This window comes from Burkholderia sp. Ac-20344 (assembly GCF_017104975.1).
GTDB lineage: Bacteria > Pseudomonadota > Gammaproteobacteria > Burkholderiales > Burkholderiaceae > Burkholderia.
The window spans coordinates 1-25,430 of sequence record NZ_JAAGPP010000092.1 but is presented as its reverse complement, the minus strand read 5'-3'; the positions used below and the strand labels follow the sequence as shown (position 1 = coordinate 25,430).

The window sequence follows — 25,430 nt, the reverse complement described above, 5'->3', positions numbered from 1 at the left end:
TTATATTCGATAGGGGAGATTATAGCGTAATTCCCTATTCAGCGTAGTTTGAAACTGCGTATCAATCTGTTTCGACTGTTTACCCGCGCCGATACGGGACGGGCCGATGCCCGGAACGGAGGCGTTTCCGGTCATCAGCCCGTGTTACAACTGCCCTGAGGCCGGTGAGCAGCGTTGCCGGAAGGCAACGGCGCACCGCACGATCAGGACGTCAACGTCGCGAGAACACTCGCCGCATCGCTCACTTCGAATTTGCCCGGCGCCTCGACGGCCAGCGTCTTGACCACACCGCCGTCAATCACCATCGCGTAGCGCAGGGAACGCATTCCCATGCCACGCGCGGACAAATCCTGCGTCAGCCCCAGCGCATGAGTGAAAGCCGCGCTGCCGTCCGCCATCATGCGCACCTTGCCCGCGGTGTGCAGATCACGTCCCCATGCGCCCATCACGAATGCGTCGTTGACGGACACGCACCAGATCTCGTCGATACCCGCCGCGCGCAGTTGCTCGGCGTGTTCGACGTAGCCCGGCACATGCTGCGCCGAGCAGGTCGGCGTGAAAGCGCCCGGCAATCCGAAGATCACCACTCGCTTTCCCGCAACCTGGTCGCGCACGCTGCAGGCGTTCGGCCCCAGCGTGCACCCTTCGCGCGCGTCGTCGATGTACTCGAACAATTGCGCGTCGGGCAGCGCGTCGCCCACTTGAATCATGGCTGGTCCCTCATAGCGATACGGTTATTCAGCGTGTTGCGGACAGCACGGCCCATCCCGCCCCGCTTGTGCGGAGAGGGCACGTTTCCCGGCCCGGCGTCGCAGCCGACGCGGCCTGTCGTGGTCCGTAGCATCCGTCACGCCGGCGATACCGCGGCAGTTTCGCCGCGGCTTCGCCTGTGTTTGCGTCAGTCAGCCTGCTTGCGCAGGAAAGCCGGGATGTCGTACGTGTCGACACCCTTCTCCTGCAGCGCCTGCACGTGCGATGCCGCGGTTTCGCGCGAGTTGCGCCACACCGCCGGCGTATCGAGCGCGCCGTAGTCGGCCGTGCTGACGTGATGCGCCGGTGCGTAGCCGTGCGACACCGCGCTGACCGGCTGGTTGTCCGTACCCGTGCGCAGCAGCGTCATCGGTGCCGATTGCTGCTTCTTCGCCGCACGGCCCAGACCCGTTGCCACGACCGTCACGCGCAGTGCATCGCCCATCGCGTCGTCGTACACCGCACCGAAGATCACCGTCGCATCTTCCGCCGCGTAGCTCTTGATCGTGTTCATCACTTCGCGCGTTTCCGACAGGCGCAGCGAACGGCTCGACGTGATGTTGACCAGCACGCCGCGCGCGCCCGACAGATCGACGCCTTCGAGCAGCGGGCTCGCCACGGCCTGTTCCGCCGCGAGGCGTGCGCGATCGACGCCGGCAACCGTCGCCGTGCCCATCATCGCCTTGCCCTGCTCGCCCATCACCGTCTTCACGTCTTCGAAGTCGACGTTCACGAGGCCATCGACATTGATGATTTCAGCGATGCCTGCGACCGCGTTGTTCAACACATCGTCCGCGCACTGGAAGCACTTGTCCATCTCGGCGTCATCGCCCATCACGTCGAACAGCTTGTCGTTCAGGACGACGATCAGCGAGTCGACGTGATCCTCCAGTTGCTGCGAACCTGCTTCAGCGACGCGCATGCGCTTGCCGCCTTCGAACTCGAACGGCTTGCTGACGACACCCACCGTCAGGATGCCCATCTCCTTCGCGATCTGCGCGACCACCGGTGCCGCGCCCGTGCCCGTGCCACCGCCCATGCCGGCCGTGATGAACACCATGTGCGCGCCGCGCAGTGCGTCGGCGATGCGCTCACGCGCTTCTTCCGCTGCCGCACGGCCCATTTCCGGCTTCGCACCGGCGCCGAGGCCCGTGTTGCCGAGCTGGATCACCGACGATGCGCGCGAACGCGACAGCGCCTGTGCATCCGTGTTCATCACGATGAAGTCGACGCCCTGCACGCCGCGGTTGATCATGTGCTGGACGGCATTGCCGCCAGCGCCGCCAACGCCGACCACCTTGATGATGGTGCCGTTGGTTTCGGTTTCCAGCATTTCGAATTCCATTGTTGCCTCCGTCAAGAGAAAAACTGCTACTCGGCCGTTATTCGGCAGGAGATCGGGCAACCCCCTGTCGCGCGCCAGCCGCCGGCACCGGCGCGAATTTCGATTCGGTTCGTCCCCAAGAAAACGCCGGGCCACCCCAAGTTTTCTTGGCCCCCTCAAGGGGCATGCTCGGCATGCCGAGCCGTGCGGGTACTCAAAAATTGCTCAGGAACCATTCCTTCATCCGCGAGAACACCTGCCCCGCGTTGCCGGACTGCACGGCGACCTTGCGGCCGCGCATGCGCTGAGCGCTGCCTTCGACGAGCAGCCCCATCGCCGTCGAGTAGCGCGGATTGCGCACGACGTCGGAGAGGCCGCCTGCATACTCCGGCGCGCCGATGCGCACCGGTTTCAGGAAAATGTCTTCGCCGAGCTCGACCATGCCGGGCATCATCGACGCCCCGCCGGTAATGACCACGCCGGAGCTCAGCAGTTCTTCGTAACCCGATTCGCGCACGACCTGCTGCACGAGCGAGAACAGTTCCTCGACGCGCGGCTCGATCACGGCCGCAAGCGCCTGGCGCGACAGCGTGCGCGGACCGCGTTCGCCGAGGCCCGGCACTTCCACCATTTCGTCCGGATCGGCGAGCGCCTGCTTCGCGATCCCGTAGCCGACCTTGATGTCTTCCGCATCCGGCGTCGGCGTGCGCAGCGCCATCGCGATGTCGCTCGTGATCTGGTCGCCGGCGATCGGAATCACCGCGGTGTGGCGGATCGCGCCTTCGGCGAAGATCGCGATGTCCGTCGTGCCGCCGCCGATGTCGACCAGCACCACGCCGAGATCCTTCTCGTCTTCCGTCAACACGGCCAGCGACGAGGCGAGCGGCTGCAGGATCAGGTCGTTCACTTCGAGCCCGCAGCGGCGCACGCACTTGACGATGTTCTGTGCGGCGCTCACCGCGCCCGTCACGATGTGCACCTTCACTTCCAGCCGGATGCCGCTCATGCCGATCGGCTCGCGCACGTCTTCCTGGCCGTCGATGATGAATTCCTGCGTGAGGATGTGCAGCACCTGCTGATCGGTCGGGATGTTGATCGCCTTCGCGGTTTCGATCACGCGCGCGACGTCGGTCTGCGTGACTTCCTTGTCCTTGATCGCGACCATCCCGCTCGAGTTGAAGCTGCGGATGTGGCTGCCCGCGATCCCCGTGAACACGTTGGTGATCTTGCAGTCGGCCATCAGCTCGGCTTCCTCGAGCGCGCGCTGGATCGACTGCACGGTGGCCTCGATGTTGACCACCACACCTTTCTTCAGACCCTTCGACTCGCTCTGGCCGAGACCGATCACCTCGTAGTGGCCTTCGCCCTTCAGCTCGGCGACGATGGCCACCACCTTCGACGTGCCGATGTCGAGGGAAACCAGCAGATCCTTGTAGTCTTTGCTCATAAAGTGCTCTTGCGTGTGATCTCTCGTTACTTCTTGCGCTTGTCGGTATCGGTCAGGAACCGCATGCCTGCCGCGCGAATCGCGAATCCGTTCGGATAGCGCAGGTCCGCGTACTCGATGTCGTTGCCCCAACGCTCCGTGACGGCCGGCCATGCGGCGACCAGACGCTGGCTCCGGTCATGCAGCGATTCGCTGTTGCGCTCCTTGCCCAGCTCGACCTGCATGCCGTTCGACAGCTTCACCGTCCACGCGTACCGCGCCGACAGCGTCACTTCTTCCGGCGCCGCCTTCAGCGGCGCAAACCATTTCCCGAAGTCGCGATACCGCGTGACGACTTCCTTTGCACTGCCCTCCGGGCCGTCGAACGCCGGCAGTTCCTGCTCCAGCTCGCCCTGGTTCGCGGTGAACAGCTCGCCGTCGACGCTCACGAGCTGGTCGCTGCCCCAGGTCCCGAGCGGTTTGTACTCCTCGAGCGTGACAGCCAGCGCATTCGGCCACACCCGGCGCACGCTCGCATGGCGCACCCAGGGCATCTGCTCGAACGCGGCGCGCGCCGTGTCGAGATCGACCGTGAAGAAATTGCCCTTCAGCCGGCCGACCACGCCCGCGCGCACCGTCGGCGAATTGATGTGCTCGGTGTCGCCGTCGATCCGGATTTCCCGCAGCGCGAACGTCGGGCGCTGGATCAGCCAGTAGCAACCGGCCGCCGCCAACACGAGCAGCAACAGCGCGTACAGCGCGCTGGCGGCAAGGTTGAGTTGGCGAACGTTGTTCCACATACGTCGTTCCGTTCCTGCGTCAGTCGTTGAGCGTGAGCGACAGCACCTTCACGACCAGCTCCGAATAGCTGATGCCGACCGCGCGCGCGGCCTTCGGCGGCAGCGAGTGGTCGGTCATGCCCGGCGCGGTGTTCACTTCCAGGAAGTACGCGTTGCCGTCGGCGTCGAGCATGAAGTCCGCGCGGCCCCAGTCTGTGCAGCCGAGCACGTCGAACGCACGGCGCGCGACGCGCTTGAGCTCCGCTTCCTTGTCGGCCGGCAACCCGCACGGAATCAGGTATTGCGTGTCGTCGGCAATGTACTTCGCGTGATAGTCGTAGAACTCGCCGGCCGGCACGATCTTGATCACCGGCAGGTCGAGATCGCCGGCGATGCATGCCGTGTACTCGCCGCCGCCCTCGATGCTCTTCTCGACGATCACGATCGGGTCGTGCGTCGCGGCTTCCGCGAGCGCGGCCGGCAGCGCGTCGGCCGTCTTCACCTTCAGCACCGCGACGCTCGAGCCTTCGCTCGCCGGCTTCACGAACAGCGGCAGGCCGAGCTTCGCGACGATGTCCGTCGCGCGCGCCGCGAGGTCGTCGCCGCGCAGCACCGTCTCGAACGGCGGCGTCGGCACGCCCGTCTGCTGCCACACGAGCTTCGTGCGGAACTTGTCGAGGCCGAGCGCCGACCCGAGCACGCCGCTACCCGTGTAGCGAATGCCATAGAAGTCGAGCGCGCCCTGGATCTGGCCGTTCTCGCCGTAACCGCCGTGCAGTGCGTTGAACGCGCGCACGAACCCTTCGTCCTTCAGCGCCGACAGCGGGCGCTCGGCCGGGTCGAACAGGTGCGCGTCGACGCCTGCGTCACGCAGGCCCTGCAGCACGAGGCGGCCCGAGGTGAGCGACACCTCGCGCTCGGCGGATTCGCCACCGAACAACACCGCCACCTTGCCGAAACGTTTCGGATCAATCCCGCTCATGTCATGCCTTCTGTTGAGTGTGCTGCGCGACCTTCGCCGGCACGCCGCCGATCGAACCCGCGCCCATCGTGATCACCACGTCGCCGTTCTGCGCGACCTTCGCCAATGCGTCCGGCACGTCGTCGACCGTCGCGACGAACACCGGGTCAACCTTCCCTACCGCGCGCAACGCGCGCGACAGCGCGTCGCCGTTGGCGGTCGAGATCGCCGCCTCGCCGGCCGCGTAGACTTCCGTCAGCACCAGCGCGTCGACCGTCGACAGCACGTTGACGAAATCGTCGAAGCAGTCGCGCGTGCGCGTGTAGCGGTGCGGCTGGAACGCCAGCACGAGGCGGCGGCCCGGGAACGCACCGCGCGCGGCCGCGATCGTCGCAGCCATTTCGACCGGGTGATGGCCGTAGTCGTCGATCAGCGTGTACTGGCCGCCGTCCGCGCTCGGCACCTCGCCGTAGCGCTGGAAGCGCCGGCCGACGCCGTTGAATTCCGCCAGCGCCTGCTGGATCGCGTCGTCCGCCACGCCGAGATCGGTCGCGATCGCGATCGCCGCCAGCGCGTTCTGCACGTTGTGCAGGCCCGGCAGGTTCAGCACGATCGCGAGCGGCGCGCGCCCTTCGCGGATCACCGTGAAATGCATCCGGCCGTCGCGCGCATCGATGTCTTCCGCGCGCACCTGTGCGTCCGGCGACAGGCCGTAGCGCACGACCGGCTTCGAAATGAACGGGATGATCTGCCGCACGTTCGGATCGTCGACGCACACGACCGCGCTGCCGTAGAACGGCAGGCGCTGCGTGAATTCGATGAACGCCTGCTTGAGCCGCGCGAAATCGTGGCCGTAGGTGTCCATGTGGTCGGCGTCGATGTTCGTGATGACTTCGATCACCGGAAACAGGTTCAGGAACGACGCGTCCGACTCGTCGGCCTCGGCGACGATGAAATCGCCCGTGCCGAGCCGCGCGTTCGCGCCGGCGCTGATCAGGCGCCCGCCGATCACGAAGGTCGGATCCAGCCCACCCGCCGCGAGCACGCTCGCGACGAGGCTCGTCGTCGTGGTCTTGCCGTGCGTGCCGGCGATCGCGATCCCCTGCTTCAGGCGCATCAGCTCCGCCAGCATCACCGCGCGCTGCACGATCGGCACGCGCTTCGCGCGCGCGGCCAGCACTTCCGGGTTGTCCGAACGCACGGCGGTCGACACGACGACCGCGTTCGCGCCCTCGATGTTCGCCGCGTCATGGCCGATCGCGATCCGCGCGCCGAGCGCCTGGAGACGATCGGTCACCGCGTTGCGCGACAGGTCCGAGCCGCTGACCTCGTAGCCGAGGTTGACGAGCACTTCGGCGATGCCGCTCATGCCCGCGCCGCCGATCCCGACGAAATGAATGTGTTTGACGATGTGTTTCATTGCAGTGTTTCCAGGTTCGCGCCGGCCGCCTTCGCGCACACGCGCGCGACTTCGTCGGTGGCCTCGGGCTTCGCTAGCGAGCGCGAACGTTCCGCCATGTCCGCGAGCGATGCCCGCGACTGGCCGCGCAGCCAGTCGGCGAGCAGTTCCGCCGACAGGTCGCGTTGTTGGACCAGCACGGCCGCGCCCGCATCGGCGAGGAACGCGGCGTTGCTCGTCTGGTGATCGTCGACCGCGTACGGGAACGGCACGAACAGCGCCGCCACGCCCACCGCCGCGATCTCCGACACCGTCATCGCACCCGACCGGCAGATCACGAGATCCGCCACCGCATAGGCGGCCGCCATGTCGTCGATGAACGGCACGAGCCGCACGTCTTCACCGGCCGCGAAACCGGCCGCTTCGTAATTCGCCTTCAGCGCTTCGATGTGCTTCGCGCCGGCCTGGTGCACGATGCGCGGGCGCTCGCCCGGCGTCAGCAGCGCCAGCGCGCGCGGCACGACTTCGTTCAGCGCGGCCGCACCGAGGCTGCCGCCGACGACCAGCACGTTCAGCGGGCCGCTGCGCGATGCATAGCGTGCTTTGGGCGCTTCCGTGCGCGCAAGTTCCGCGCGAATCGGGTTGCCCGTCCATTCCGCGTGCGGCAGCGCGCCAGGGAATGCGACGAGCACGCGTTTCGCGAACTTCGCGAGTACCTTGTTCGTCAGGCCCGCGATCGAATTCTGTTCATGCAGCACGAGCGGGCGCCCCGACAGCGCGGTCATCACGCCCGCCGGGAACGTGATGTAGCCGCCCATCCCGAGCACGACGTCGGGCCGCACGCGGCGCAGCGCGGCGAGGCTCTGCCCGCATGCGCGCAACAGGTTGAACGGCAGCGTCAGCTTGGTCTTCAGGCCCTTGCCGCGCAGCCCGCCGAACCGCACGTATTCCATCGGAATGCCGTGCTTCGGCACGAGCGTCGCTTCCATCCCGGCCGGATTGCCGAGCCATACGACGCGCCAGCCGGCCGCTTCCATCCGGTGCGCGACCGCGAGCCCCGGGAACACGTGGCCCCCGGTGCCGCCTGCCATCACCATCAGCGTGCGTTGCGACGCGGTCATACCTTCCCTCCGCGCATCAGCACCCGGTTTTCGTAGTCGACCCGCAGCAGCACCGCGAGCGCGACGCAGTTCAGCAAAATGCCCGAGCCGCCGTAGCTCACGAGCGGCAACGTCAGGCCCTTGGTCGGCAGCAGCCCGAGGTTCACGCCCATGTTGATGAAGGTTTGCGCGCCGAACCAGATACCGATGCCCTTCGCGGTCAGGCCCGCGAACGTGCGATCGAGCGCAAGCGCCTGGCGGCCGATCTCGAACGCGCGGCGCACGATCCAGTAGAACAACAGGATCACGACCAGCACGCCGACGAAACCGAGCTCCTCGCCGATCACCGCAAGGATGAAGTCGGTATGCGCTTCCGGCAGGTAGTTCAGCTTCTCGACGCTGCCGCCGAGGCCGACGCCGACCCACTCGCCGCGGCCGAACGCGATCAGCGAGTGCGTGAGCTGGTACGCCTTGCCCTGCGCGTAGCGCTCGTCCCACGGATCGAGGTACGCGAAGATCCGCTCGCGACGCCACGGCGACAGCCACACCAGCATCGTGAAGGTGCCGACCGCCGTCGCGACGAGGCCGCCGAACAACTTGCCGTTCACGCCGCCGAGGAACAGCACGCCCATCGCGATCGCCGCGACCACCATGAACGCGCCCATGTCCGGCTCGAGCAGCAGCAGCGCGCCGACCAGGCCGACCGCGAATGCCATCGGCAGGAAGCCCTTCGCGAAGCTCTGCATGTACTCCTGCTTGCGCACCGTGTAGTTCGCCGCGTAGATCGTCACCGCGAGCTTCATGATTTCCGACGGCTGCATGTTCGTGATGCCGAGCGGAATCCAGCGGCGCGCACCGTTCACGCCCTTGCCGACGTGCGGGATCAGCACGATCACGAGGCCGACGAGCGCGATCAGGAAGAGATGCGGCGCGTACTTGTCCCACGTCGACACCGGCACGCGGAACGCGATCACCGCCGCGATGAACGCGACCGCGAGCGAAATGCAGTGGCGCATCAGGAACGCGTAATCGTGATACGACGCGTATTTCGGCGAATCGGGCATCGCGATCGACGCCGAATACACCATCACGACGCCGAGCCCGAGCAGCGCAATCGCGACCCACAGCAGCGAATAGTCGAAGTCGAGCATCCGCGAACGGCTCGGGCGCACGCCGTTGACGACGCTCGCAAGGCCGCCCGTCGCGGCACGCGTGGCCGACGCGACGCGGCCGCCCGCGGCATTGCCGCCGGTGTCGCGGCGATCGTTGAAACGGGACACGAGGCGATCGGACCAGCTCATGGCGTCGCTCCTTTGTCGATGGCGATTTCGTCGACCGCCGCGCGGAACACATCCGCGCGATGGGCGTAGTTCCTGAACATGTCGAGGCTCGCGCATGCGGGCGACAGCAGCACCGCATCGCCCGGCTCGGCGAGCTCGGCCGCCGCGTGTACCGCGCCTTCGAGCGTCGCATGATCGGCGAGCGGCACGCCCGTTTCGGCGAGCGTGTCACGGATCGCCGGCGCGTCACGGCCGATCAGCATCACCGCGCGGCACCAGCGCGCGACCGGCGCGACCAGCGGTGCGAAATCCTGCCCCTTGCCATCACCGCCCGCGATCAGCACGATCTTCTGCGCGAGCCCGTCGAGCGCGGCAACCGTCGCGCCGACGTTCGTGCCCTTGCTGTCGTCGACGTAGTCCACGTCGTCGATCGTCGCGATCACTTCGACGCGATGCGCTTCGCCGCGGTATTCGCGCAGCGCGTGCAGCAGCGGCGCGGCCGGCAGGTCGATCGCACGGGCGAGCGCGAACGCGGCCAGCGCGTTCGCCGCGTTGTGCAGCCCGCGGATGCGCAGCGCATCAGCCGGCATCAGGCGCTTCTGCGCGATGTCGGGCGTATGTGCGGCATCGCGCTTGCGCCGGCGGGCCGTCGCCGCCGCTTCATCCGGTGCATCGCGATCGACGGCTTCCACCAGCCACGCGATGCCGTTGTCGCGCGACAGCCCGTAGTCGCCGTCCTGCACCGGTTCGTTCAGGCCGAACGTGACCGTGCGCGGCGCGTCGGCCGCCGGCGCGAACTTCATCACGGCCGCATCGTCGCGGTTCAGCACGCGCGTCGTCGTCGCGCCGAAGATCCGGCCCTTTGCCTGCGCGTACGCGTCGAAGCTGCCGTGCCAGTCGAGGTGGTCCTGCGTGATGTTGAGGATCGCGGCCGCATCGGGCGCGAACGTGCGCGCGGTCTCGAGCTGGAAGCTCGACAGTTCGAGCACCCACACGTCGGGCAGCGCGGTTTCGTCGATTGCACTGGCGAGCCGGTCGAGCATCGCCGGGCTGATGTTGCCCGCGACGGCGACCTTCTTGCCCGAGCGCTGGCACAGCAGGCCCGTGAGGCTCGTCGTCGTGGTCTTGCCGTTGGTGCCCGTGATCGCGAGCACCTTCGGCTGGTAGCCGCTCGTGCCGAGGGCACGCAACGCCTGTGCGAAGAATTCCAGCTCGCCCCACACCGCGACGCCGCGCTCGTTCGCGGCCGCGACCAGCGCCGCGAGCGCCGGTTCGAGCGGCGACAGCCCGGGGCTCAGCCCGACGAGCTCGACGCCGCCGTCGAGCAGCGCAGGCGTGAACGCCCCGCCGACGAATTCCGCATCGATGCCTTCGGCCTGTAGCGCGGCAAGGTTCTGCGGCGCCTCGCGGGTATCGGCAATGCGCAGCCGGCACCCGTGCCTCGCGCACCATCGCGCGATCGCGAGACCCGATTCCCCGAGCCCCAGTACGAGCACCATCGGCCGTTGCCGATCTCCAAACATCTCGCCAGACATCCTTGTTACCTTTCCTTTACCGCAGCTTGAGGGTGGTCAAACCGAACAGGCACAGCATCAGCGTGATGATCCAGAAACGCACGACCACCTGCGTTTCCTTCCAGCCGGACAATTCGAAGTGGTGATGCAGCGGCGCCATCTTCAGCAGACGCCGCCCTTCGCCGTAGCGCTTTTTCGTGTACTTGAACCACGAAACCTGCAGCATCACCGACAGCGTTTCCGCGACGAAGATGCCGCCCATGATGAACAGCACGATTTCCTGGCGCACGATCACCGCGACCGTGCCGAGCGCGCCGCCGAGCGCCAGCGCACCGACGTCGCCCATGAACACCTGCGCGGGGTGCGTGTTGTACCAGAGGAACGCGAGCCCTGCCCCCCCCATCGCGGAACAGAAGATCAGCAGTTCGCCCGCGCCCGGAATGTGCGGGAACAGCAGGTATTTTGAATAGACTGCGCTGCCCATCACGTACGCGAACACACCCAGCGACGCGCCGACCAGCACGACCGGCATGATCACGAGGCCGTCGAGGCCGTCGGTCAGGTTCACCGCGTTACTCGCGCCGACGATCACGAAGTAGGTCAGCACGATGAAGCCCCACACGCCGAGCGGATAGCTGATCGACTTCAGGAACGGCAGCATCAGGTCGGCACGTGCCGGCAGCCCCATCGACAGACCGCTCCTCACCCACGCCATGAACAGGTCGAACACGCGCACGTTGTTCGCTTCGGACACGCTGAAGGCGAGGTAGACGGCCGCGAACAGCCCGATCACCGATTGCCAGAAATACTTCTCGCGCGACGACATCCCGCGCGGGTCCTTGTGGACGACCTTGCGGTAATCGTCGACCCAGCCGATCACGCCGAAACCGAACGTGACGAGCATCACGATCCAGATGAAACGATTCGTGAGGTCACCCCACAGCAGCGTCGCGACCGCGATGCCGATCAGGATCAGCACGCCGCCCATCGTCGGCGTGCCGGACTTGACCAGGTGCGTCTGCGGGCCGTCCTTGCGCACGGCCTGACCGACCTTCATTTGCGTCAGCTTGCGGATCACCCACGGTCCGCACACGAGCCCGATCCCGAGCGCGGTGATGGTGGCCATCACCGCACGGAACGTGAGGTACGTGAACAAGCGCAAAAAGCTTGCGTCACCTTGCAGCCATTGCGCCAGCGCCAGCAGCATGCTTCCTTCCTTCTACTCAGTGTGCAGCGGGCGCCGTGCCCGCTGCGGGTTGGTTCGTCAGCGCGTCGACCACGCGCTCCATCTTCATGTACCGCGAGCCCTTCACGAGCAGCGTCGCCTGCGCGCCATAGCCCGCCGCGAGCAACGCGTCGACCAGCGCGCCGACGTCGCCGAAATGGCGGGCCGTGTCGCCGTACGCCGTGCAGGCATCGCGCGACGCGTCGCCGAGCGCGAACAGCGCATCGATCCCGCGCTCGCGCGCGTATGCACCGACCTCGCGATGGAAGGCCGGCCCTTCGTCGCCGACCTCACCCATGTCGCCGATCACCAGCACGCGCGGCGCCGGTTGCGTGGCGAGCACGTCGATCGCGGCGCGCATCGAATCGGGATTCGCGTTGTACGTATCGTCGACGACCGTCGCACCCGCGAGGCTGCCTGCGATCGCCTGTTTCACCTGCAGCCGTCCCTTGACCGGCTCGAACGATTCGAGACCCTGCTTGATCGCCGACAGTGCGACCCCGGCGCCCAGCGCCGCGGCCGTCGCGGCCAGCGCGTTGCGCGCGTTGTGCTCACCAAGCGCGCGCAGCCGCACCGTGACGGCGCCCGCGGGCGTATCGATCGCGAGTTCGCCGCCGTGAAGACGCCCCGTCACCTGCGCATCGTTCTGCCGGTCGGCATCGTGCAGCGCGAAATCGAGGATCCGGTTGCCGGTCGCCGCAACGCGCCAGATGCCCGCATACGCATCGTCGGCCGGGAACACGGCAACGCCGTCCGGCGGCAGCGCGTGAATCACGGCCGCGTGTTCGAGCGCGACGGCTTCGACCGTCGCCATGAATTCCTGGTGCTCGCGCTGCGCGTTGTTGACGAGCGCGACCGTCGGCGCCGTGAGGCGCGCGAGGACTTCGGTCTCGCCCGGGTGGTTCATCCCGATCTCGATCACCGCGAGACGATGCGCGGCCGATAGGCGCAGCAGCGTCAGCGGCAGGCCGACGTCGTTGTTCAGGTTGCCGGCCGTCGCGAGCCGCGCGTCGGCACCGACCGCCGCCGCGAAGATCGACGCGATCATTTCCTTGACGGTCGTCTTGCCGTTGCTGCCCGTCACCGCGACGAGCGGCAGCGCGAATCGTTTGCGCCAGCCATGTGCGAGTGCGCCGAGCGCGGCACGCGTTTCGCCGCCTTCGATCGCCGGCATCGCGACGCCTGCCGGCATGCGCGCGACGAGCGCCGCGGCAGCACCGCGCGCAGCGACGTCGCCGAGGAAGTCGTGCGCATCGAAGCGCTCGCCTTTCAGGGCGACGAACAGATCGCCGGGGCCGACCGTGCGGCTGTCCGTCGACACGCGGTCGAACGTGACGCCCGCGTCGCCGTGGACGGTTGCGCCGGGGATCAGGCGAGCGGCTTCGTCGAGACTGAGCATCGTCATTCGGCGCCTCCCTTGCCGTGCGTCGCGCGCGCTGCCAGCGCGAGCCGCGCGTGATCCTGATCGGAGAACGTGCGCTTCTTGCCCATGATTTCCTGCGTGGCCTCGTGGCCCTTGCCGGCCAGCACGACGACATCCTCGCGTGCGGCGCCGCGCACGGCCTGCAGGATCGCGCTCGCGCGATCCTCGATACGGCGTGCGTGATCGGGCGCGGTCATGCCCGCGACGATCTGGTCGATGATGCGCTGCGGATCCTCGCTGCGCGGGTTGTCGCTCGTGACGACGGTTTCGTCGGCGAACCGCTCCGCGATCGCGCCCATCAGCGGGCGCTTCGTCGCATCGCGATCGCCGCCGCAGCCGAACATGCAGACAAGCCGGCCGCCGCGCGCCGTGGCGATCGGGCGCAGCGCATCGAGCGTCTTTTCGAGCGCGTCGGGCGTGTGCGCGTAGTCGATCACGACGAGCGGTTCGTCGTTCTGCAGCCGGCCGCCGAGGCGCTGCATCCGGCCGTTGACGGACTCGAGCCGTGCGATCTCGGCGAGCGCCGCGTCGAACGGCACGTCGGCCGCGAGCAGCGAGCCGAGCACGGCAAGCAGGTTGCTGACGTTGAATGTGCCGAGCGTGCCGACCTCGACGTTCGCGTCGCCCCACGACGAACGCAGGCGGAACGCCGTGCCGGTCGCCGTGGCGCGCACGTCGAGCGCGACCAGTTCGCGATCGGCGTCCGGCGCCGGTGCGTCGCCGATCCCGTACGCGATCGTGCGCACGCGGCCGGCCAGTTTCTCGAGCAGGCGCTGGCCGGCTGCGTCGTCGCGGTTGACGACCGCCGCGCGCAGGCCACGCGATGCGAACAGCTTCGCCTTCGCGGCCTCGTACGCATCGAACGTGCCGTGATAGTCGAGGTGATCCTGCGTGAGGTTCGTAAATACCGCGATGTCGAAGGCCGTGCCGTTCACGCGCCCCTGGTGCAGCGCGTGCGACGACACCTCCATCGCCACGGCCTTCGCACCCGCGTCGCGCAACTGCGCAAGACTGCGCTGCAGTTGCGGCGCGTCGGGGGTCGTGAAACCCGTCTGCACGAGCTGGCCGGGCATCCCGCTGCCGAGCGTGCCGATCACCGCGCACGGCTGGTGCAGCGCCGTCAGCGCGGTAGCGATCCACTGCGTACACGAGGTCTTGCCGTTCGTGCCGGTCACGCCCACCGCGAGCAGGCTGTCGCTCGGATCGCCGTACCAGCCGCTGGCGATCTCGCCGGCGAGCTGGTCGAGCGCCGGCACGGCCAGTGCGACGGGCACCGCCGGCGCGGCGTCCAGCCCTTCTGGCTGATACAGCACGGCGGCCGCACCGCGCGCGACGGCTTCGGCAATGAATGCGCGGTTGTCGGCCCCGTCGACCGCATACGCAAAAAACACGTCGCCGGCCTTGAGGCTGCGCGTGTCGGCATGCAGTTGCGCTGCGGGGGCCACATGCTGATGCAGCCACGCAAGCGCGGCTGCGATCTGCTGATGCGCCGGATGGGAACTGCGGGCGGCGCTCATCGAACAACTCCTGGTGAATTACGCGTCGTGCTGGACACGATCATATGCTTCGCACCGCCACCCGCGGCCAGCTTTTGCGGCCCCGTTGCAGAAGGTGCTGCCGGCGAATCGTCAGACACGACGAGCTGCTTGATCGGCATGTTCGGCGGGACGTTCAGCGCACGCATCGTGTCGCCGGCGATCGCCGAGAATACGGGGCCGGATACCTGGCCGCCGAAGTGGCTGCCGGCGGTCGGCTCGTCGACCGATACCGCGACGACGATGCGCGGATTCGGCATTGGCGCCATCCCGACGAACGACGCGCGGTACTTGCGCGTGTAGCCGTGACCTTCATGCTTGTACGCGGTACCGCTCTTGCCGCCGACGCGATAGCCCGGCACGGCCGCATCGGGCGACGTGCCGCCCGGTGCGACCACCGTCTCGAGCATCGCGCGCACTTCGCGCGCGGTGATCGGGTTGAACACCTGCGTGCCCACGACCGGCTGGTTGGGGTCGGTCTTGAAAATGGTCACGGGCATCAGCTCGCCGTCATGCGCGATCGCCGTGTAGGCGCGCGCGAGCTGGAACAGCGACACCGACAGGCCGTAGCCGTACGACATCGTCGCCTGCTCGATGCGGCGCCAGCTCTTCCACGGACGCAGGCGGCCGGCCACCGCGCCCGGGAACCCGACCTTCGGCGCCTGGCCGAGGCCGATGCTCGTATACATATTCCACATTTCCTCGGGCCGCATCGTCATCGCGATCTTCGTCGCGCCGATGTTGCTCGACTTCTGGATCACGCCGCCGACCGTCAGCGTGCCGAAACCCGCGTCGTCGGTGATCGGCGCGCCGTCGAGCACGAAATGCCCGTTGCCCGTCTCGACGAGCGTGTTCGGCGTCACGCGATGCAGGTCGAGCGCGAGCGACACCGTAAACGGCTTCATGATCGAGCCCGGCTCGAACACGTCGGTCATGATCCGGTTGCGCAACTGCTCGCCGGTCATGCGCGAGCGGTCGTTCGGGTTGTACGTCGGGTAGTTGACGAGTGCGAGCACCTCGCCGGTGCGCACGTCGACGACCATCGCCGCACCGGCCTTCGCCTTGAACTTCTCGACGGCGGCCTTCAGGTTCGCGTAAGCGATGTACTGGATCTTGCTGTCGATCGACAGGTCGACGTCGGTGCCGTTGTGCGGCGGGATCTGCTCGGCGACGTCCTCGACGATGTGCCCCATCCGGTCCTTGATCACGCGACGCACGCCCGACGTGCCGGACAGCATCTTCTGGTCGCCCAGTTCGACGCCCTCCTGCCCTTCGTCCTCGACGTTCGTGAAGCCGATCAGGTGAGCGGTGATCTCGCCCTCCGGATAGAAGCGCTTGTATTCGTTGCGCTGATAGATACCGGGAATGTCGAGCGCGGCGACCTTGTCAGCGATGTCGATCGGCACCTGGCGCTTGACGTAGACGAAACCCTTGTCTTGCGACAGCTTCACGCGCAATTCCTTCGGCGTCATGCCGAGGAGCTTGCCGAGCTGGTTGACCTTGTCGGCATCGAGGTCGTCCGGCACCGCGTCGGGAATCGCCCAGATCGCGCGCACGGGCAGGCTCGTCGCGAGCACGAGCCCGTTACGGTCGAGGATCTTGCCGCGCGTCGCCGGCAGCTCGAGCGTGCGCTGGTAGCGGCTTTCGCCCTGCTTCTGGTAGAACGCGTTGCCGGGCCCCTGGATCCAGAACGCGCGCGCGGCCAGCGCGACGAACGCCATGAACAGCAGGAACACGACGAGCTTCGAGCGCCACATCGGCAGATGCACGCCCAGCACGGGGCTCGACGAGAACTTCACGTTCTGGCGCTTCTGGGACGGCTTCATCGCGCGCCCCCCTTGCCCTTGCCCACCGTGTCCGCCGAAGCCGGGATCGGTGCATCGATCGCCTTCGCAGCGCCCGGCGGCAGCGTCAGGTATTGCGTGCGGCCGGTCGTGATCGGCTGCATCTTCAGGGAATCGTTCGCAAGCTGCTCGATGCGCGACGTCTTCGACAGCGCGCTCTGCTGATATTGAAGCTGTGCGTAGTCCTGCTGGAGCTGACGCTCCTGCGACTGCGCGCGCTGCAGCTGGATGAAGATCTGGCGCTGCTGGTTCGTCGAATTGACGACCGACAGCGCGCACCCCATCACGATGATCAGCAGGAAGATATTGAAGCGACTCATGGCGTGACGCGCTCCGCAATGCGCATCACGGCCGAGCGGGCGCGCGGATTCGCAGCGACTTCCGCTTCACTCGGAAACTGGCGGCTGATGATCCTGAGTGGCGGGCTCGGGAGGTCGACGGCACGGATCGGCAGGCGACGATCGACCGCAGGCGCACTCGCGTGCGCCTGCATGAATCGCTTGACGATCCGGTCCTCGAGTGAATGAAAGCTGATGACCACCAGCCGCCCCCCTTGCTCCAGCAACGACAGTGCCGCGTCTAGTACGACTTGCAGGTCCGCAAGCTCTTGATTGACGTGAATCCGTATAGCCTGAAAGGTGCGGGTTGCCGGATCCTTGCCCTTCTCACGGGTTTTGACGACGTGACCCACGATTTGGGCAAGCTCGCCCGTGGTGTCGAGAGGCCCAAGACGGTCGGACTCTGCCCGGCGAGCAACAAGCGCCTTTGCAATCTGAAAAGCAAACCGTTCTTCCCCATAATCCCGTATCACCTCCGTCAATTCCTGCACCGAAGCCCGCGCGAGCCATTCCGCCGCCGACTCGCCACGCGTCGGATCCATCCGCATGTCCAGCGGACCATCGGCGCGGAAGCTGAAGCCGCGCGCCGGATCGTCCACCTGCGGCGAGGACACGCCCAGGTCGAGCAACACACCCGACACCTTCTCGACGCCGCGCGCCGCAAGCGCGTCGCGCATCGATGCAAAGCTGTCATGCACGATCGAGAAGCGCGCATCCTCGATGCCCCGCGCCGTCTCGATCGCCCTCGGATCCTTGTCGAACGCGATCAGCCGCCCGGCCGGCGCCAGCCGCGCGAGCACCGCGCGGCTATGGCCGCCACGCCCGAACGTGCCGTCAACATACACGCCGTCCGGCCGCGTCACGAGCGACTCGACCGCCTCATCCAACAGCACCGTCCGATGCCGCAATTCGTTTCCCATCGCGGGCGTCTCCGTCACCGCAATCAGAATGTGAAATTCTTCAGCGCGTCGGGCATGCCCTGCGCCATCGCTGCCTGCTCCTTCGCGTTGTAGGTCTGCGAATCCCACAGCTCGAAGTGACTACCCATTCCCAACAACATGACTTCCTTTTCCAGTCCGGCTGCCATGCGCAGCTCGGGCGATACGAGAATCCGGCCCGCGCTGTCGAGATCGACATCCATCGCATTGCCGAGAAAAATGCGCCGCCACCAGTGCGCGTCCATCGGCAGCGCGGCGATCTTGGCGCGGAATACTTCCCATTCGGGGCGCGGAAACAGCAACAGGCAGCCGTCCGGGTGCTTGGTCACAGTCACCCGTCCTTCTGCCTGTCCTTGCAGCGCTTCGCGATAGCGAGCCGGCACCGACATCCGCCCTTTCGCATCGAGCGTCAGCGCCGACGCCCCTTGGAACACTTTCCGCTCTCCCGTTCAGGGCACCGAAGCACCCGCTCAATGCTGAGAATTTAGCCGGAATAGCCCGCTAAATCACACAAAAATACACTTTCTCACACTGTCTCCCACTTTAGAGGAAGGGTGTGGCACGGTCAAGGGAGCGGCCCGCTTTTTTGACGAATTTTGTTAGTTAGAACAAGGACTTACGCGCACATGCTCATGCGGCCCCTCATTCTAAAAACCGTTATAAATGAATGAGCTAGTGCAACTTGTGAAGGTGATACGTGAGAAAGACGAGCCAGACGGGTGTGCGGACGGGGCTTTCGGGGGCGGGAAAACGAGGAATAAACGGGCGGTATCAGCGGCGGGGAACCGGGGCGACGTCAGGCATCGCCCCGGTGCGAATCTCACAGATAGTACGCAGTGCTCGTCATGACTTTCGACGCGGCGCGCATCAGCATCCGCGCGGGCAGCGGCAGCTCGATCCCGCCCGCGTCGGCCGCGGCCTTGCCGTGCTTCACCTCGTCGATACGCATCTGGTCGACGATTGCCCGCGACGCGGTATCGGCCGCCGGCAACTCGGACATGTGGCCTTCGAGGTGACTCTCGACCTGCCGTTCGGTCTCGGCCATGAAGCCGAGGCTGACCTTGTCGCCCAGCGCGCCGGCCGCCACGCCGATCGCGAGCGAACCCGCATACCAGAGCGGGTTCAACAGGCTCGGGCGCGAGTCGAGCTCTTTCAGGCGGTGCGCAGTCCATGCGAGGTGGTCCTCCTCCTCGCGCGCGGCCTCTTCGAACATCGCCTTGGCCGACGCCGTGCGCGCGGTGAGTTTCTGCGCCTGGTAAAGCGCCTGCGCGCAGACCTCGCCGACGTGGTTCACGCGCATCAGCCCGGCGGCATGCGTACGCTCCGCAGGCGTCAGCTCGACGGCCGGCGCCTCGGCCGGTGCGGGCACCGGGCGGCTCATCCGGCTAATGCCGGTCAGCGATCTCAGGCCGCGATCGAATTCGCTGATCAGTTCATCAAACACCATCCTGTTCTCCTGGCTGCAGGTGCTGCCGCGAGCGGCAAGGGCACGAGTCCGCTCCGTAACCGACTTGATTATTCAGCGGAAATTGCGGTTAACCCGTGATTTTAACCATTGTTGCATAAAGGAAACATGGCGACCTTGAGCTGCGGCATTTCGCTTTGTGGCAAAAAACGGTTTTGCTACATTACGTCCGACTTCTTGCGAAGTTGATGGGGCCCGTCAACAGAACATAACTATCCGCCCCGCCAGAAAAATTCAGTGATTTTTGGAGATCCGTTAATGAAAAAGTCGCTTCTCGCGCTCGTCGCGCTGGGCGCGTTCGCTGGCGCTGCCCATGCGCAAAGCAGCGTGACGCTTTACGGCATCATCGATGAAGGCCTGCTCTTCAACAACAACGCAGGCGGCAAGCACCTGTACAGCATGGCCAGCGGTGTGATGCAAGGCAGCCGCTTCGGCCTGCGCGGTACCGAAGACCTCGGTGGCGGCTTGAAGGCGATCTTCACCCTCGAAAACGGTTTCGACGTGAACAGCGGCAAGCTCGGTCAGGGCGGCCTGATGTTCGGCCGTCAGGCTTATGTCGGCCTGTCGAGCCAGTACGGTACGGTCACGCTGGGTCGTCAATACGACTCCGTCGTCGACTTCGTCGGCCCGCTCGAGGCAGGCGACCAGTGGGGCGGCTACATCGCCGCTCACCCGGGCGACCTCGACAACTTCAACAACGCGTACCGCGTGAACAACGCGATCAAGTACACGAGCCCGACCTACGCCGGCTTCTCGTTCGGTGGCTTGTACAGCCTCGGCGGCATCGCAGGCCAGTTCGCGAAGAACCAGGTCTGGTCGCTCGGCGCAGGCTACAACAACGGCCCGCTGGTCCTCGGTGTCGGCTACTTGAACGCACGTACGCCGGGCAACGCCGGCGGCATGTTCAACAATGGTTCGACGGCTTCGGCTGCTCCGGTCACGTCACCGGTCTATGGCGCATACGCGAACAACGCGAACACGTACCAGGTCATCGGCGCGGGCGGTGCATACACGTTCGGCGCAGCGACGATCGGCGCGACGTACTCGAACACGAAGTTCAAGGGCTTCTCGGTTGGTCCGTACGTGAACCAGACCGCGACGTTCAACAACGGCGAAATCAACTTCAAGTATCAGTTGACCCCGGCGTTGATCCTCGGCGCAGCGTACGACTACACGCAAGGCAGCAAGATCGACGGCGCCTCCGCAGCCAAGTACCACCAGGGCTCGCTGGGCGTCGACTACTTCCTGTCGAAGCGCACGGACGTCTACGTGATCGGCGTGTACCAGCACGCATCGGGCAATGCGCTCGACGCAGGGGGCAACGTCGTCAAGGCGACGGCAGCGATCAATGGTCTCAGCGGCTCGAGCACCAGCAACCAGGTCGCGGCACGCGTCGGTATCCGTCACAAGTTCTAATCAGCTTGTTTGACAAGCCGCTGGACATTGAAGGCGCCTTCGGGCGCCTTTTTCTTTTCCGGGCATCCGCAAAGCTGGAGCGTGGCGAATCACACCGGCCGCGACGTGCTCGTCGCGAGGGCGCCGTGCCGTCTGCTGCGTCGAAACACACGGCCGCCGCGGCAAGCCCATTCCTGAAGCAGCCCCATTCGGAAACAGCCCCTTCGAGGCCACACCGTAAACAAAAAAACCCGGCACAAGCCGGGCTTTTCCATTCGGTCGACCACGCCGTTACGCGCGTCCGTCGCGCAGTTCGCGCCGCAGGATCTTGCCGACGTTCGTTTTGGGCAGCTCCGTACGGAACTCGACCAGCTTCGGCCGCTTGTAGCCGGTGAGCCGCTCCTTGCAGTAGGCGAGGATGTCCTTGTCGGTGAGTGCCGGATCCTTCTTCACGATGAACAGCTTCACGGCTTCGCCGGAGTGCTCGTCGGGCACGCCTACCGCCGCCACCTCGAACACGCCCGGGTGCGACGCCACTACGTCCTCGACTTCGTTCGGATACACGTTGAAGCCCGATACGAGAATCATGTCCTTCTTCCGGTCGACGATCTTCACGTAACCTCGCGCATCCATCACGCCGACGTCACCCGTCTTGAAGAAGCCGTCCTCGAACATGACCTTCGCGGTCTCGTCCGGCCGGTTCCAGTAGCCGGCCATCACCTGCGGCCCGCGGATGCAGATCTCGCCGGGTTCACCGAGCGCGACATCGTTGCCGGCGTCGTCACGAATCGCCACGTCGGTCGACGGCAGCGGCAGGCCGATCGTCCCGCTGTACTCGGTCGCCGTCACGGGGTTGCAGGTCGCCACCGGCGACGTTTCGGACAGCCCGTATCCTTCGATGATCGCCGTATGGGTCTTTTCACACCAGCGTTTCGCGACGCCCTCCTGGATCGCCATGCCGCCGCCGTTGGCGATCACGAGCTTCGACAGGTCGAGCTGACTAAATTCCGGGTGGTTCAGCAGTGCGTTGTACAGCGTGTTGACCGCCGGGATCGTCGAGATCTGGTAGCCCTTCAGCTCCTTGATCATGCCGGCGATGTCGCGCGGGTTCGGGATCAGGATGCCCATGCCGCCCGTACGCAGCGTCAGGAAACCGCAGACGGTCAGCGCGAACACGTGATACAGAGGCAGCGCGACAACGGTCACGAACTGTTTCACCTCCGGGAACTTCTCATGAGCCGGATGGTGCCAGGCGCCTGCCTGCAGCACGTTCGACACGATGTTCCGGTGCAGCAGCGTCGCCCCCTTCGCCACGCCGGTCGTACCGCCCGTGTATTGCAGGAACGCGACGTCGTCGGGGCCGATCTTCTGCGCCTTGAATGCCTGCCGCGCACCTTCCGACAGCGCGGCATTGAAGCGCGTGAACGATGGCAGCTGCCAGGCAGGCACCATCTTCTTCACGTTGCGCACGACGTAGTTGACGAGCCATCCCTTGATGCCCAGCAGATCGCCCATCGATGCGACGACGACGTGCTTGACGCCCGTATTCGCGATGACGGCCTGCAACGTCGTCGCGAAATTCTCGAGGATGACGATCGCCTCCGCGCCGCTGTCCTTCAGCTGATGTTCGAGCTCGCGCGGCGTATAGAGCGGGTTGACGTTGACGACGGTGTAGCCGGCGCGCAGTACCGCGGCGATCGCCACGGGATACTGCAGCACGTTCGGCATCATGATCGCGACGCGCGCCCCGCGTGCAAGCCCACGCGATTGCAGCCAGGCGCCAAACTGGCGCGACAGCTTGTCGAGTTCGCCGTACGTGATGCCCTTGCCCATGCAGACGAACGCCGTGCGGTCACGATACTGCCGGAAGCTTTCGTCGAGCAGGTCGGGGACAGAGGGATAAGGAGACGCGTCAATTTCGGCTGGAACGCCGGGTGGGTACGATTTCAGCCAAATTTTGTCCATACTGCGCGTCTCCTCACGGATTTTCGAATGGTCGTGCTAAAACGCATCGTAACGGCTCGACCGTCCCGAGACAACAGGGTTAGATGTCCACTTCGAACTTCTGTGGAAATTTGTCTGATCATACGGTGATACCCGCTCAAATGCGCTCAACTTCCACAAGGCAATCGTAGAACGTCGCCGAATTACCTAGATCGGTGAGCGCCTGGCTCGTCACCTCGTTCGCGTTCCTGCCGTCCGGCGACAGCTTCTTCCACCAGATCGACAGCCCGACGACGAGCCCTGCACGTGCGCGATCGGTAATTCTCGCGAGCGCCTGCATCGATCCTCGGTCGTTGAAGATGCGAACGACGTCGCCCTCCGCGATGCCCCGTGCTTCGGCGTCGGACGGGTGGATGTCGAGATGCGGCTCGCCTTCGGTATGACGCAAGCTGTCGACGTTCACGAACGTGCTGTTCAGGAAGTGGCGGGCCGGCGGCGAAATCATCGCGAGCGGATAGCGCGCGGCGAGTTCGGGCGCGGCCTCGGCCGATTCGAACGGCGGCAGGTAGTCGGGCACGGGTTCCACGCCCATCTGCTCGAGCCTCGCGCTGTAGAACTCGCACTTGCCGGACGGCGTACGGAAACCGCCATTCGCGAACGGCGCCTCCGGCAGCTTGAGCTTCAGCCAGCCTGCGCGCTTCAGCGTATCCCAGTCGCTGTCGAGCGCCGGATCGTCCCAGCGAAGCGCCGCGCGCGCGACGTCCTCGTCGCTGTGATAGAGCGCGGGCTCGTTGAGCGCCATGCTGCGCGCGATGCCGCGGAAGATCTCCGTATTCGGCCGCGCCTCGCCCACCGGGGGAATCGACGGCAGGTTCGCCATCACGTAGGTGTGGCCGTACGATTTGTGGATGTCCAGATGCTCGAGCTGCGTGGTTGCCGGCAACACAATGTCGGCGAAATCGACGGTATCTGTCTTGAAATGCTCGAGAACGACCGTGAACAGATCGTCACGCGCGAACCCCGCAGCGACCTTCGAAGAGTCCGGAGCGACAGCCACCGGATTCGAGTTGTACACGATCACCGCTTCGACTTTCGGCCCGAAGGCCGCATCGCCCGGGTGCAACAGCGCGTCGCCGATCGCGTTCATGTTGATGATGCGCGGCAGCTTGTGCGGCCAGCCCGGCATCAGGTCCGGGCGCAGCAGCGCCGCCTGGTTGACCGGCGCCGATTCCGACGACGACAGCAACAGCCCACCGGCCCGATCCCGCCATGCTCCCGTCAGCGCCGGCAGGCTTGCGATCGCGCGTACGGCGTTGCCACCGCCGCGGACGCGCTGCATGCCGTAGTTGAGGCGGATCGATGCCTTTCGGGTAGCACCGTACCGACGCGCAAGGTCGACCAGCTCCGACGCGTCGATGCCGCAGATCTGCGCGACGCGTTCCGGCGGATACGACATCGCCCGCTCCTTGAGTGCGTCGAAGCCGAGCGTATGGTTGGCGATGTAGTCATGATCGAGCAGGTCTTCGGTAATCAGCACGTGCATCATGCCGAGTGCGAACGCGCCGTCGGTGCCGGGTTTCAACGCGATATGCTGGTGACACTTCTCCGCTGTCAGCGAACGGTACGGATCGATCGCGACAAGGCGTGCGCCTCGCCGCTTCGCTTCCTGCGCACGCGTCCAGAAGTGCAGGCTCGACGCGATCGGGTTCGCGCCCCAAATCAGAATCAGCTCGCTTTCCTCGAAATGTTCGAGGTGCATGCCGAGACTGCCACCGTAGGTGTAACGCAACCCCGCTGCACCAGCCGCCGCGCAGATCGTGCGCTCGAGCCGCGAGGCGCCGAGCTTGTGGAAGAACCGCTGGGCGATGCCTTCCCCCTGCACGAGCCCCATCGTTCCCGCATAGCTGTACGGCACGATCGCTTCCGGTGCGCGCGCCGCGATTTCACCGAGACGGCGGCCGATCTCGTCGAACGCTTCGCCCCAGCTGATCGGGACGAAATGCCCTTGCCCTTTCGCGCCGATGCGCTTGAGCGGGACGGTAAGGCGGTCTGGGTGATGAACGCGATCGGCATATCGGCTGACTTTCGTGCACAACACGCCCTGCGTCGGCGGATGGTCGGGATCGCCCGTGACCTTGATCGCCTTGCCGTTTTCGACAGTCACACGCATTGCGCACGTGTCCGGACAATCGTGCGGGCAAACGGCCCGGGCTACCTGAATGGCGGCGTTCATTGTTTTGAGTGCTGAGATGGGGATTCGCAAATTTTACGTGGACACGCCGAATAAGGCGTTCATTTCGTGCAGATTCCGAGTTACTGGCCGAAAAGCGATTGGAGGAAGCGGGGGAGTCGGTTGTTCGGTGCGTCTTCTGCGGGGGACGCATGGCCAACCCGATATTCGTGGCCGACAATGGCAAGCAGATCGCGCACGACGGCACCAACCGATACGCGGAGAGGAAGAAATTGCAGTTTTGATCGAAGATGCGATCAATAAGCCAAGGGATCGCGAATGATATCGGCCATTTAGGAACCGGGAGCTGCGATTGGTTGCATTTGGGAGCGGTAGTGTGAAAACTCCAACCAGGCCGGCCATCCCGATCCCCCATGCATTTCCGTCGCCGCAATGCAAAAACCCCCGCCTTTCGGGCGGGGGTTTCTGGCTAAGGGAGCCTGACGATTACCTACTTTCACACGGGAATCCGCACTATCATCGGCGTAGAGTCGTTTCACGGTCCTGTTCGGGATGGGAAGGGGTGGGACCGACTCGCTATGGTCATCAGGCAAAGAGGG

20 protein-coding genes and 1 rRNA gene are annotated in these 25,430 nt (G+C 65.7%); 1 reads left to right on the top strand and 20 read right to left on the bottom strand.

From position 1 onward, the window contains the following. Positions 1-203: 203 nt before the first annotated feature. The 17 genes from G3N64_RS25035 to coq7 all read right to left on the bottom strand — a co-directional run bounded on the left by G3N64_RS25035 (position 204) and on the right by coq7 (position 19,283). Complete coding sequence (locus G3N64_RS25035) at positions 204-710, bottom strand: peroxiredoxin (protein ID WP_205786306.1); 507 nt, start codon at positions 708-710, stop codon at positions 204-206. A gap of 188 nt (positions 711-898) precedes the next feature. Next, positions 899-2,095, bottom strand: a complete 1,197-nt coding sequence (gene ftsZ, locus G3N64_RS25030) for a cell division protein FtsZ (RefSeq protein ID WP_021159911.1) — start codon at positions 2,093-2,095, stop codon at positions 899-901. Positions 2,096-2,288: 193 nt separating this feature from the next. Further along, complete coding sequence (gene ftsA / locus G3N64_RS25025) at positions 2,289-3,521, bottom strand: cell division protein FtsA (protein WP_006487138.1); 1,233 nt, start codon at positions 3,519-3,521, stop codon at positions 2,289-2,291. Between the two features lie 26 nt (positions 3,522-3,547). After that, positions 3,548-4,300, bottom strand: a complete 753-nt coding sequence (locus G3N64_RS25020) for a cell division protein FtsQ/DivIB (RefSeq protein ID WP_205786305.1) — start codon at positions 4,298-4,300, stop codon at positions 3,548-3,550. A gap of 19 nt (positions 4,301-4,319) precedes the next feature. Continuing rightward, positions 4,320-5,261, bottom strand: a complete 942-nt coding sequence (locus G3N64_RS25015) for a D-alanine--D-alanine ligase (RefSeq protein WP_205786304.1) — start codon at positions 5,259-5,261, stop codon at positions 4,320-4,322. 1 nt (position 5,262) lies between these two features. Beyond that, positions 5,263-6,660 (bottom strand): UDP-N-acetylmuramate--L-alanine ligase, encoded by a 1,398-nt coding sequence (gene murC / locus G3N64_RS25010; RefSeq protein ID WP_205786303.1) that lies wholly within the window; start codon positions 6,658-6,660, stop codon positions 5,263-5,265. Continuing rightward, the gene (gene murG, locus G3N64_RS25005) at positions 6,657-7,760 is read right to left on the bottom strand and encodes an undecaprenyldiphospho-muramoylpentapeptide beta-N-acetylglucosaminyltransferase (RefSeq protein ID WP_205786302.1); all 1,104 of its coding nucleotides are present in this window, start codon (positions 7,758-7,760) and stop codon (positions 6,657-6,659) included. Before murG ends, murC begins: the two co-directional genes overlap by 4 nt. Next, positions 7,757-9,040, bottom strand: a complete 1,284-nt coding sequence (ftsW, locus tag G3N64_RS25000) for a putative lipid II flippase FtsW (protein WP_205786301.1) — start codon at positions 9,038-9,040, stop codon at positions 7,757-7,759. The genes murG and ftsW overlap by 4 nt, the downstream gene beginning before the upstream one ends. After that, complete coding sequence (gene murD / locus G3N64_RS24995; RefSeq protein WP_205786314.1) at positions 9,037-10,542, bottom strand: UDP-N-acetylmuramoyl-L-alanine--D-glutamate ligase; 1,506 nt, start codon at positions 10,540-10,542, stop codon at positions 9,037-9,039. Before murD ends, ftsW begins: the two co-directional genes overlap by 4 nt. Positions 10,543-10,570: 28 nt before the next feature. After that, entirely contained in the window at positions 10,571-11,740 is a 1,170-nt protein-coding gene (gene mraY, locus G3N64_RS24990) for a phospho-N-acetylmuramoyl-pentapeptide-transferase (protein ID WP_006477019.1), read from the bottom strand. Between the two features lie 16 nt (positions 11,741-11,756). Next, positions 11,757-13,163, bottom strand: a complete 1,407-nt coding sequence (gene murF, locus G3N64_RS24985) for a UDP-N-acetylmuramoyl-tripeptide--D-alanyl-D-alanine ligase (RefSeq protein WP_205786300.1) — start codon at positions 13,161-13,163, stop codon at positions 11,757-11,759. Beyond that, positions 13,160-14,698: a UDP-N-acetylmuramoyl-L-alanyl-D-glutamate--2,6-diaminopimelate ligase gene (locus G3N64_RS24980; RefSeq protein WP_205786299.1), complete on the bottom strand. Its 1,539-nt coding sequence runs from the start codon at positions 14,696-14,698 to the stop codon at positions 13,160-13,162. Before G3N64_RS24980 ends, murF begins: the two co-directional genes overlap by 4 nt. Further along, positions 14,695-16,542, bottom strand: a complete 1,848-nt coding sequence (locus tag G3N64_RS24975; RefSeq protein ID WP_205786298.1) for a penicillin-binding protein 2 — start codon at positions 16,540-16,542, stop codon at positions 14,695-14,697. The genes G3N64_RS24980 and G3N64_RS24975 overlap by 4 nt, the downstream gene beginning before the upstream one ends. Further along, positions 16,539-16,880: a cell division protein FtsL gene (ftsL, locus tag G3N64_RS24970; RefSeq protein WP_069255674.1), complete on the bottom strand. Its 342-nt coding sequence runs from the start codon at positions 16,878-16,880 to the stop codon at positions 16,539-16,541. Before ftsL ends, G3N64_RS24975 begins: the two co-directional genes overlap by 4 nt. Next, a complete protein-coding gene (rsmH, locus tag G3N64_RS24965) occupies positions 16,877-17,818 on the bottom strand; it encodes a 16S rRNA (cytosine(1402)-N(4))-methyltransferase RsmH (RefSeq protein WP_205786297.1) in 942 nt (313 codons plus the stop codon). The genes ftsL and rsmH overlap by 4 nt, the downstream gene beginning before the upstream one ends. A gap of 23 nt (positions 17,819-17,841) precedes the next feature. Then, positions 17,842-18,270 (bottom strand): division/cell wall cluster transcriptional repressor MraZ, encoded by a 429-nt coding sequence (gene mraZ, locus G3N64_RS24960; protein WP_006487094.1) that lies wholly within the window; start codon positions 18,268-18,270, stop codon positions 17,842-17,844. A 386-nt stretch (positions 18,271-18,656) separates the two neighbouring features. Continuing rightward, entirely contained in the window at positions 18,657-19,283 is a 627-nt protein-coding gene (coq7, locus tag G3N64_RS24955) for a 2-polyprenyl-3-methyl-6-methoxy-1,4-benzoquinone monooxygenase (RefSeq protein WP_027788457.1), read from the bottom strand. Between the two features lie 276 nt (positions 19,284-19,559). On the opposite strand from coq7, the gene G3N64_RS24950 reads away from it, so the two are divergent. Next, positions 19,560-20,717, top strand: a complete 1,158-nt coding sequence (locus G3N64_RS24950; RefSeq protein WP_205786296.1) for a porin — start codon at positions 19,560-19,562, stop codon at positions 20,715-20,717. Positions 20,718-20,987: 270 nt separating this feature from the next. Here G3N64_RS24950 and G3N64_RS24945 read toward each other — a convergent pair whose 3' ends face one another. The 3 genes from G3N64_RS24945 to rrf all read right to left on the bottom strand — a co-directional run bounded on the left by G3N64_RS24945 (position 20,988) and on the right by rrf (position 25,421). Beyond that, positions 20,988-22,661, bottom strand: a complete 1,674-nt coding sequence (locus tag G3N64_RS24945) for a long-chain fatty acid--CoA ligase (RefSeq protein WP_205786295.1) — start codon at positions 22,659-22,661, stop codon at positions 20,988-20,990. A gap of 136 nt (positions 22,662-22,797) precedes the next feature. After that, positions 22,798-24,873 carry a molybdopterin oxidoreductase family protein gene (locus G3N64_RS24940; protein ID WP_205786294.1) on the bottom strand — a complete coding sequence of 692 codons (2,076 nt, stop codon included), beginning with the start codon at positions 24,871-24,873 and terminating at the stop codon, positions 22,798-22,800. 435 nt (positions 24,874-25,308) lie between these two features. After that, positions 25,309-25,421: ribosomal RNA gene (gene rrf, locus G3N64_RS24935) — 5S ribosomal RNA — on the bottom strand. Positions 25,422-25,430 lie beyond the last annotated feature (9 nt).

Excerpts from the sequence above, each read along its gene's own strand:
- G3N64_RS25035 (WP_205786306.1), bottom strand. The coding sequence starts at position 710 with ATGATTCAAGTGGGCGACGCGCTGCCCGACGCGCAATTGTTCGAGTAC.
- ftsZ (WP_021159911.1), bottom strand. The coding sequence starts at position 2,095 with ATGGAATTCGAAATGCTGGAAACCGAAACCAACGGCACCATCATCAAG.
- ftsA (WP_006487138.1), bottom strand. The coding sequence starts at position 3,521 with ATGAGCAAAGACTACAAGGATCTGCTGGTTTCCCTCGACATCGGCACG.
- G3N64_RS25020 (WP_205786305.1), bottom strand. The coding sequence starts at position 4,300 with ATGTGGAACAACGTTCGCCAACTCAACCTTGCCGCCAGCGCGCTGTAC.
- G3N64_RS25015 (WP_205786304.1), bottom strand. The coding sequence starts at position 5,261 with ATGAGCGGGATTGATCCGAAACGTTTCGGCAAGGTGGCGGTGTTGTTC.
- murC (WP_205786303.1), bottom strand. The coding sequence starts at position 6,660 with ATGAAACACATCGTCAAACACATTCATTTCGTCGGGATCGGCGGCGCG.
- murG (WP_205786302.1), bottom strand. The coding sequence starts at position 7,760 with ATGACCGCGTCGCAACGCACGCTGATGGTGATGGCAGGCGGCACCGGG.
- ftsW (WP_205786301.1), bottom strand. The coding sequence starts at position 9,040 with ATGAGCTGGTCCGATCGCCTCGTGTCCCGTTTCAACGATCGCCGCGAC.
- murD (WP_205786314.1), bottom strand. The coding sequence starts at position 10,542 with ATGTTTGGAGATCGGCAACGGCCGATGGTGCTCGTACTGGGGCTCGGG.
- mraY (WP_006477019.1), bottom strand. The coding sequence starts at position 11,740 with ATGCTGCTGGCGCTGGCGCAATGGCTGCAAGGTGACGCAAGCTTTTTG.
- murF (WP_205786300.1), bottom strand. The coding sequence starts at position 13,163 with ATGACGATGCTCAGTCTCGACGAAGCCGCTCGCCTGATCCCCGGCGCA.
- G3N64_RS24980 (WP_205786299.1), bottom strand. The coding sequence starts at position 14,698 with ATGAGCGCCGCCCGCAGTTCCCATCCGGCGCATCAGCAGATCGCAGCC.
- G3N64_RS24975 (WP_205786298.1), bottom strand. The coding sequence starts at position 16,542 with ATGAAGCCGTCCCAGAAGCGCCAGAACGTGAAGTTCTCGTCGAGCCCC.
- ftsL (WP_069255674.1), bottom strand. The coding sequence starts at position 16,880 with ATGAGTCGCTTCAATATCTTCCTGCTGATCATCGTGATGGGGTGCGCG.
- rsmH (WP_205786297.1), bottom strand. The coding sequence starts at position 17,818 with ATGGGAAACGAATTGCGGCATCGGACGGTGCTGTTGGATGAGGCGGTC.
- coq7 (WP_027788457.1), bottom strand. The coding sequence starts at position 19,283 with ATGGTGTTTGATGAACTGATCAGCGAATTCGATCGCGGCCTGAGATCG.
- G3N64_RS24950 (WP_205786296.1), top strand. The coding sequence starts at position 19,560 with ATGAAAAAGTCGCTTCTCGCGCTCGTCGCGCTGGGCGCGTTCGCTGGC.
- G3N64_RS24945 (WP_205786295.1), bottom strand. The coding sequence starts at position 22,661 with ATGGACAAAATTTGGCTGAAATCGTACCCACCCGGCGTTCCAGCCGAA.
- G3N64_RS24940 (WP_205786294.1), bottom strand. The coding sequence starts at position 24,873 with ATGAACGCCGCCATTCAGGTAGCCCGGGCCGTTTGCCCGCACGATTGT.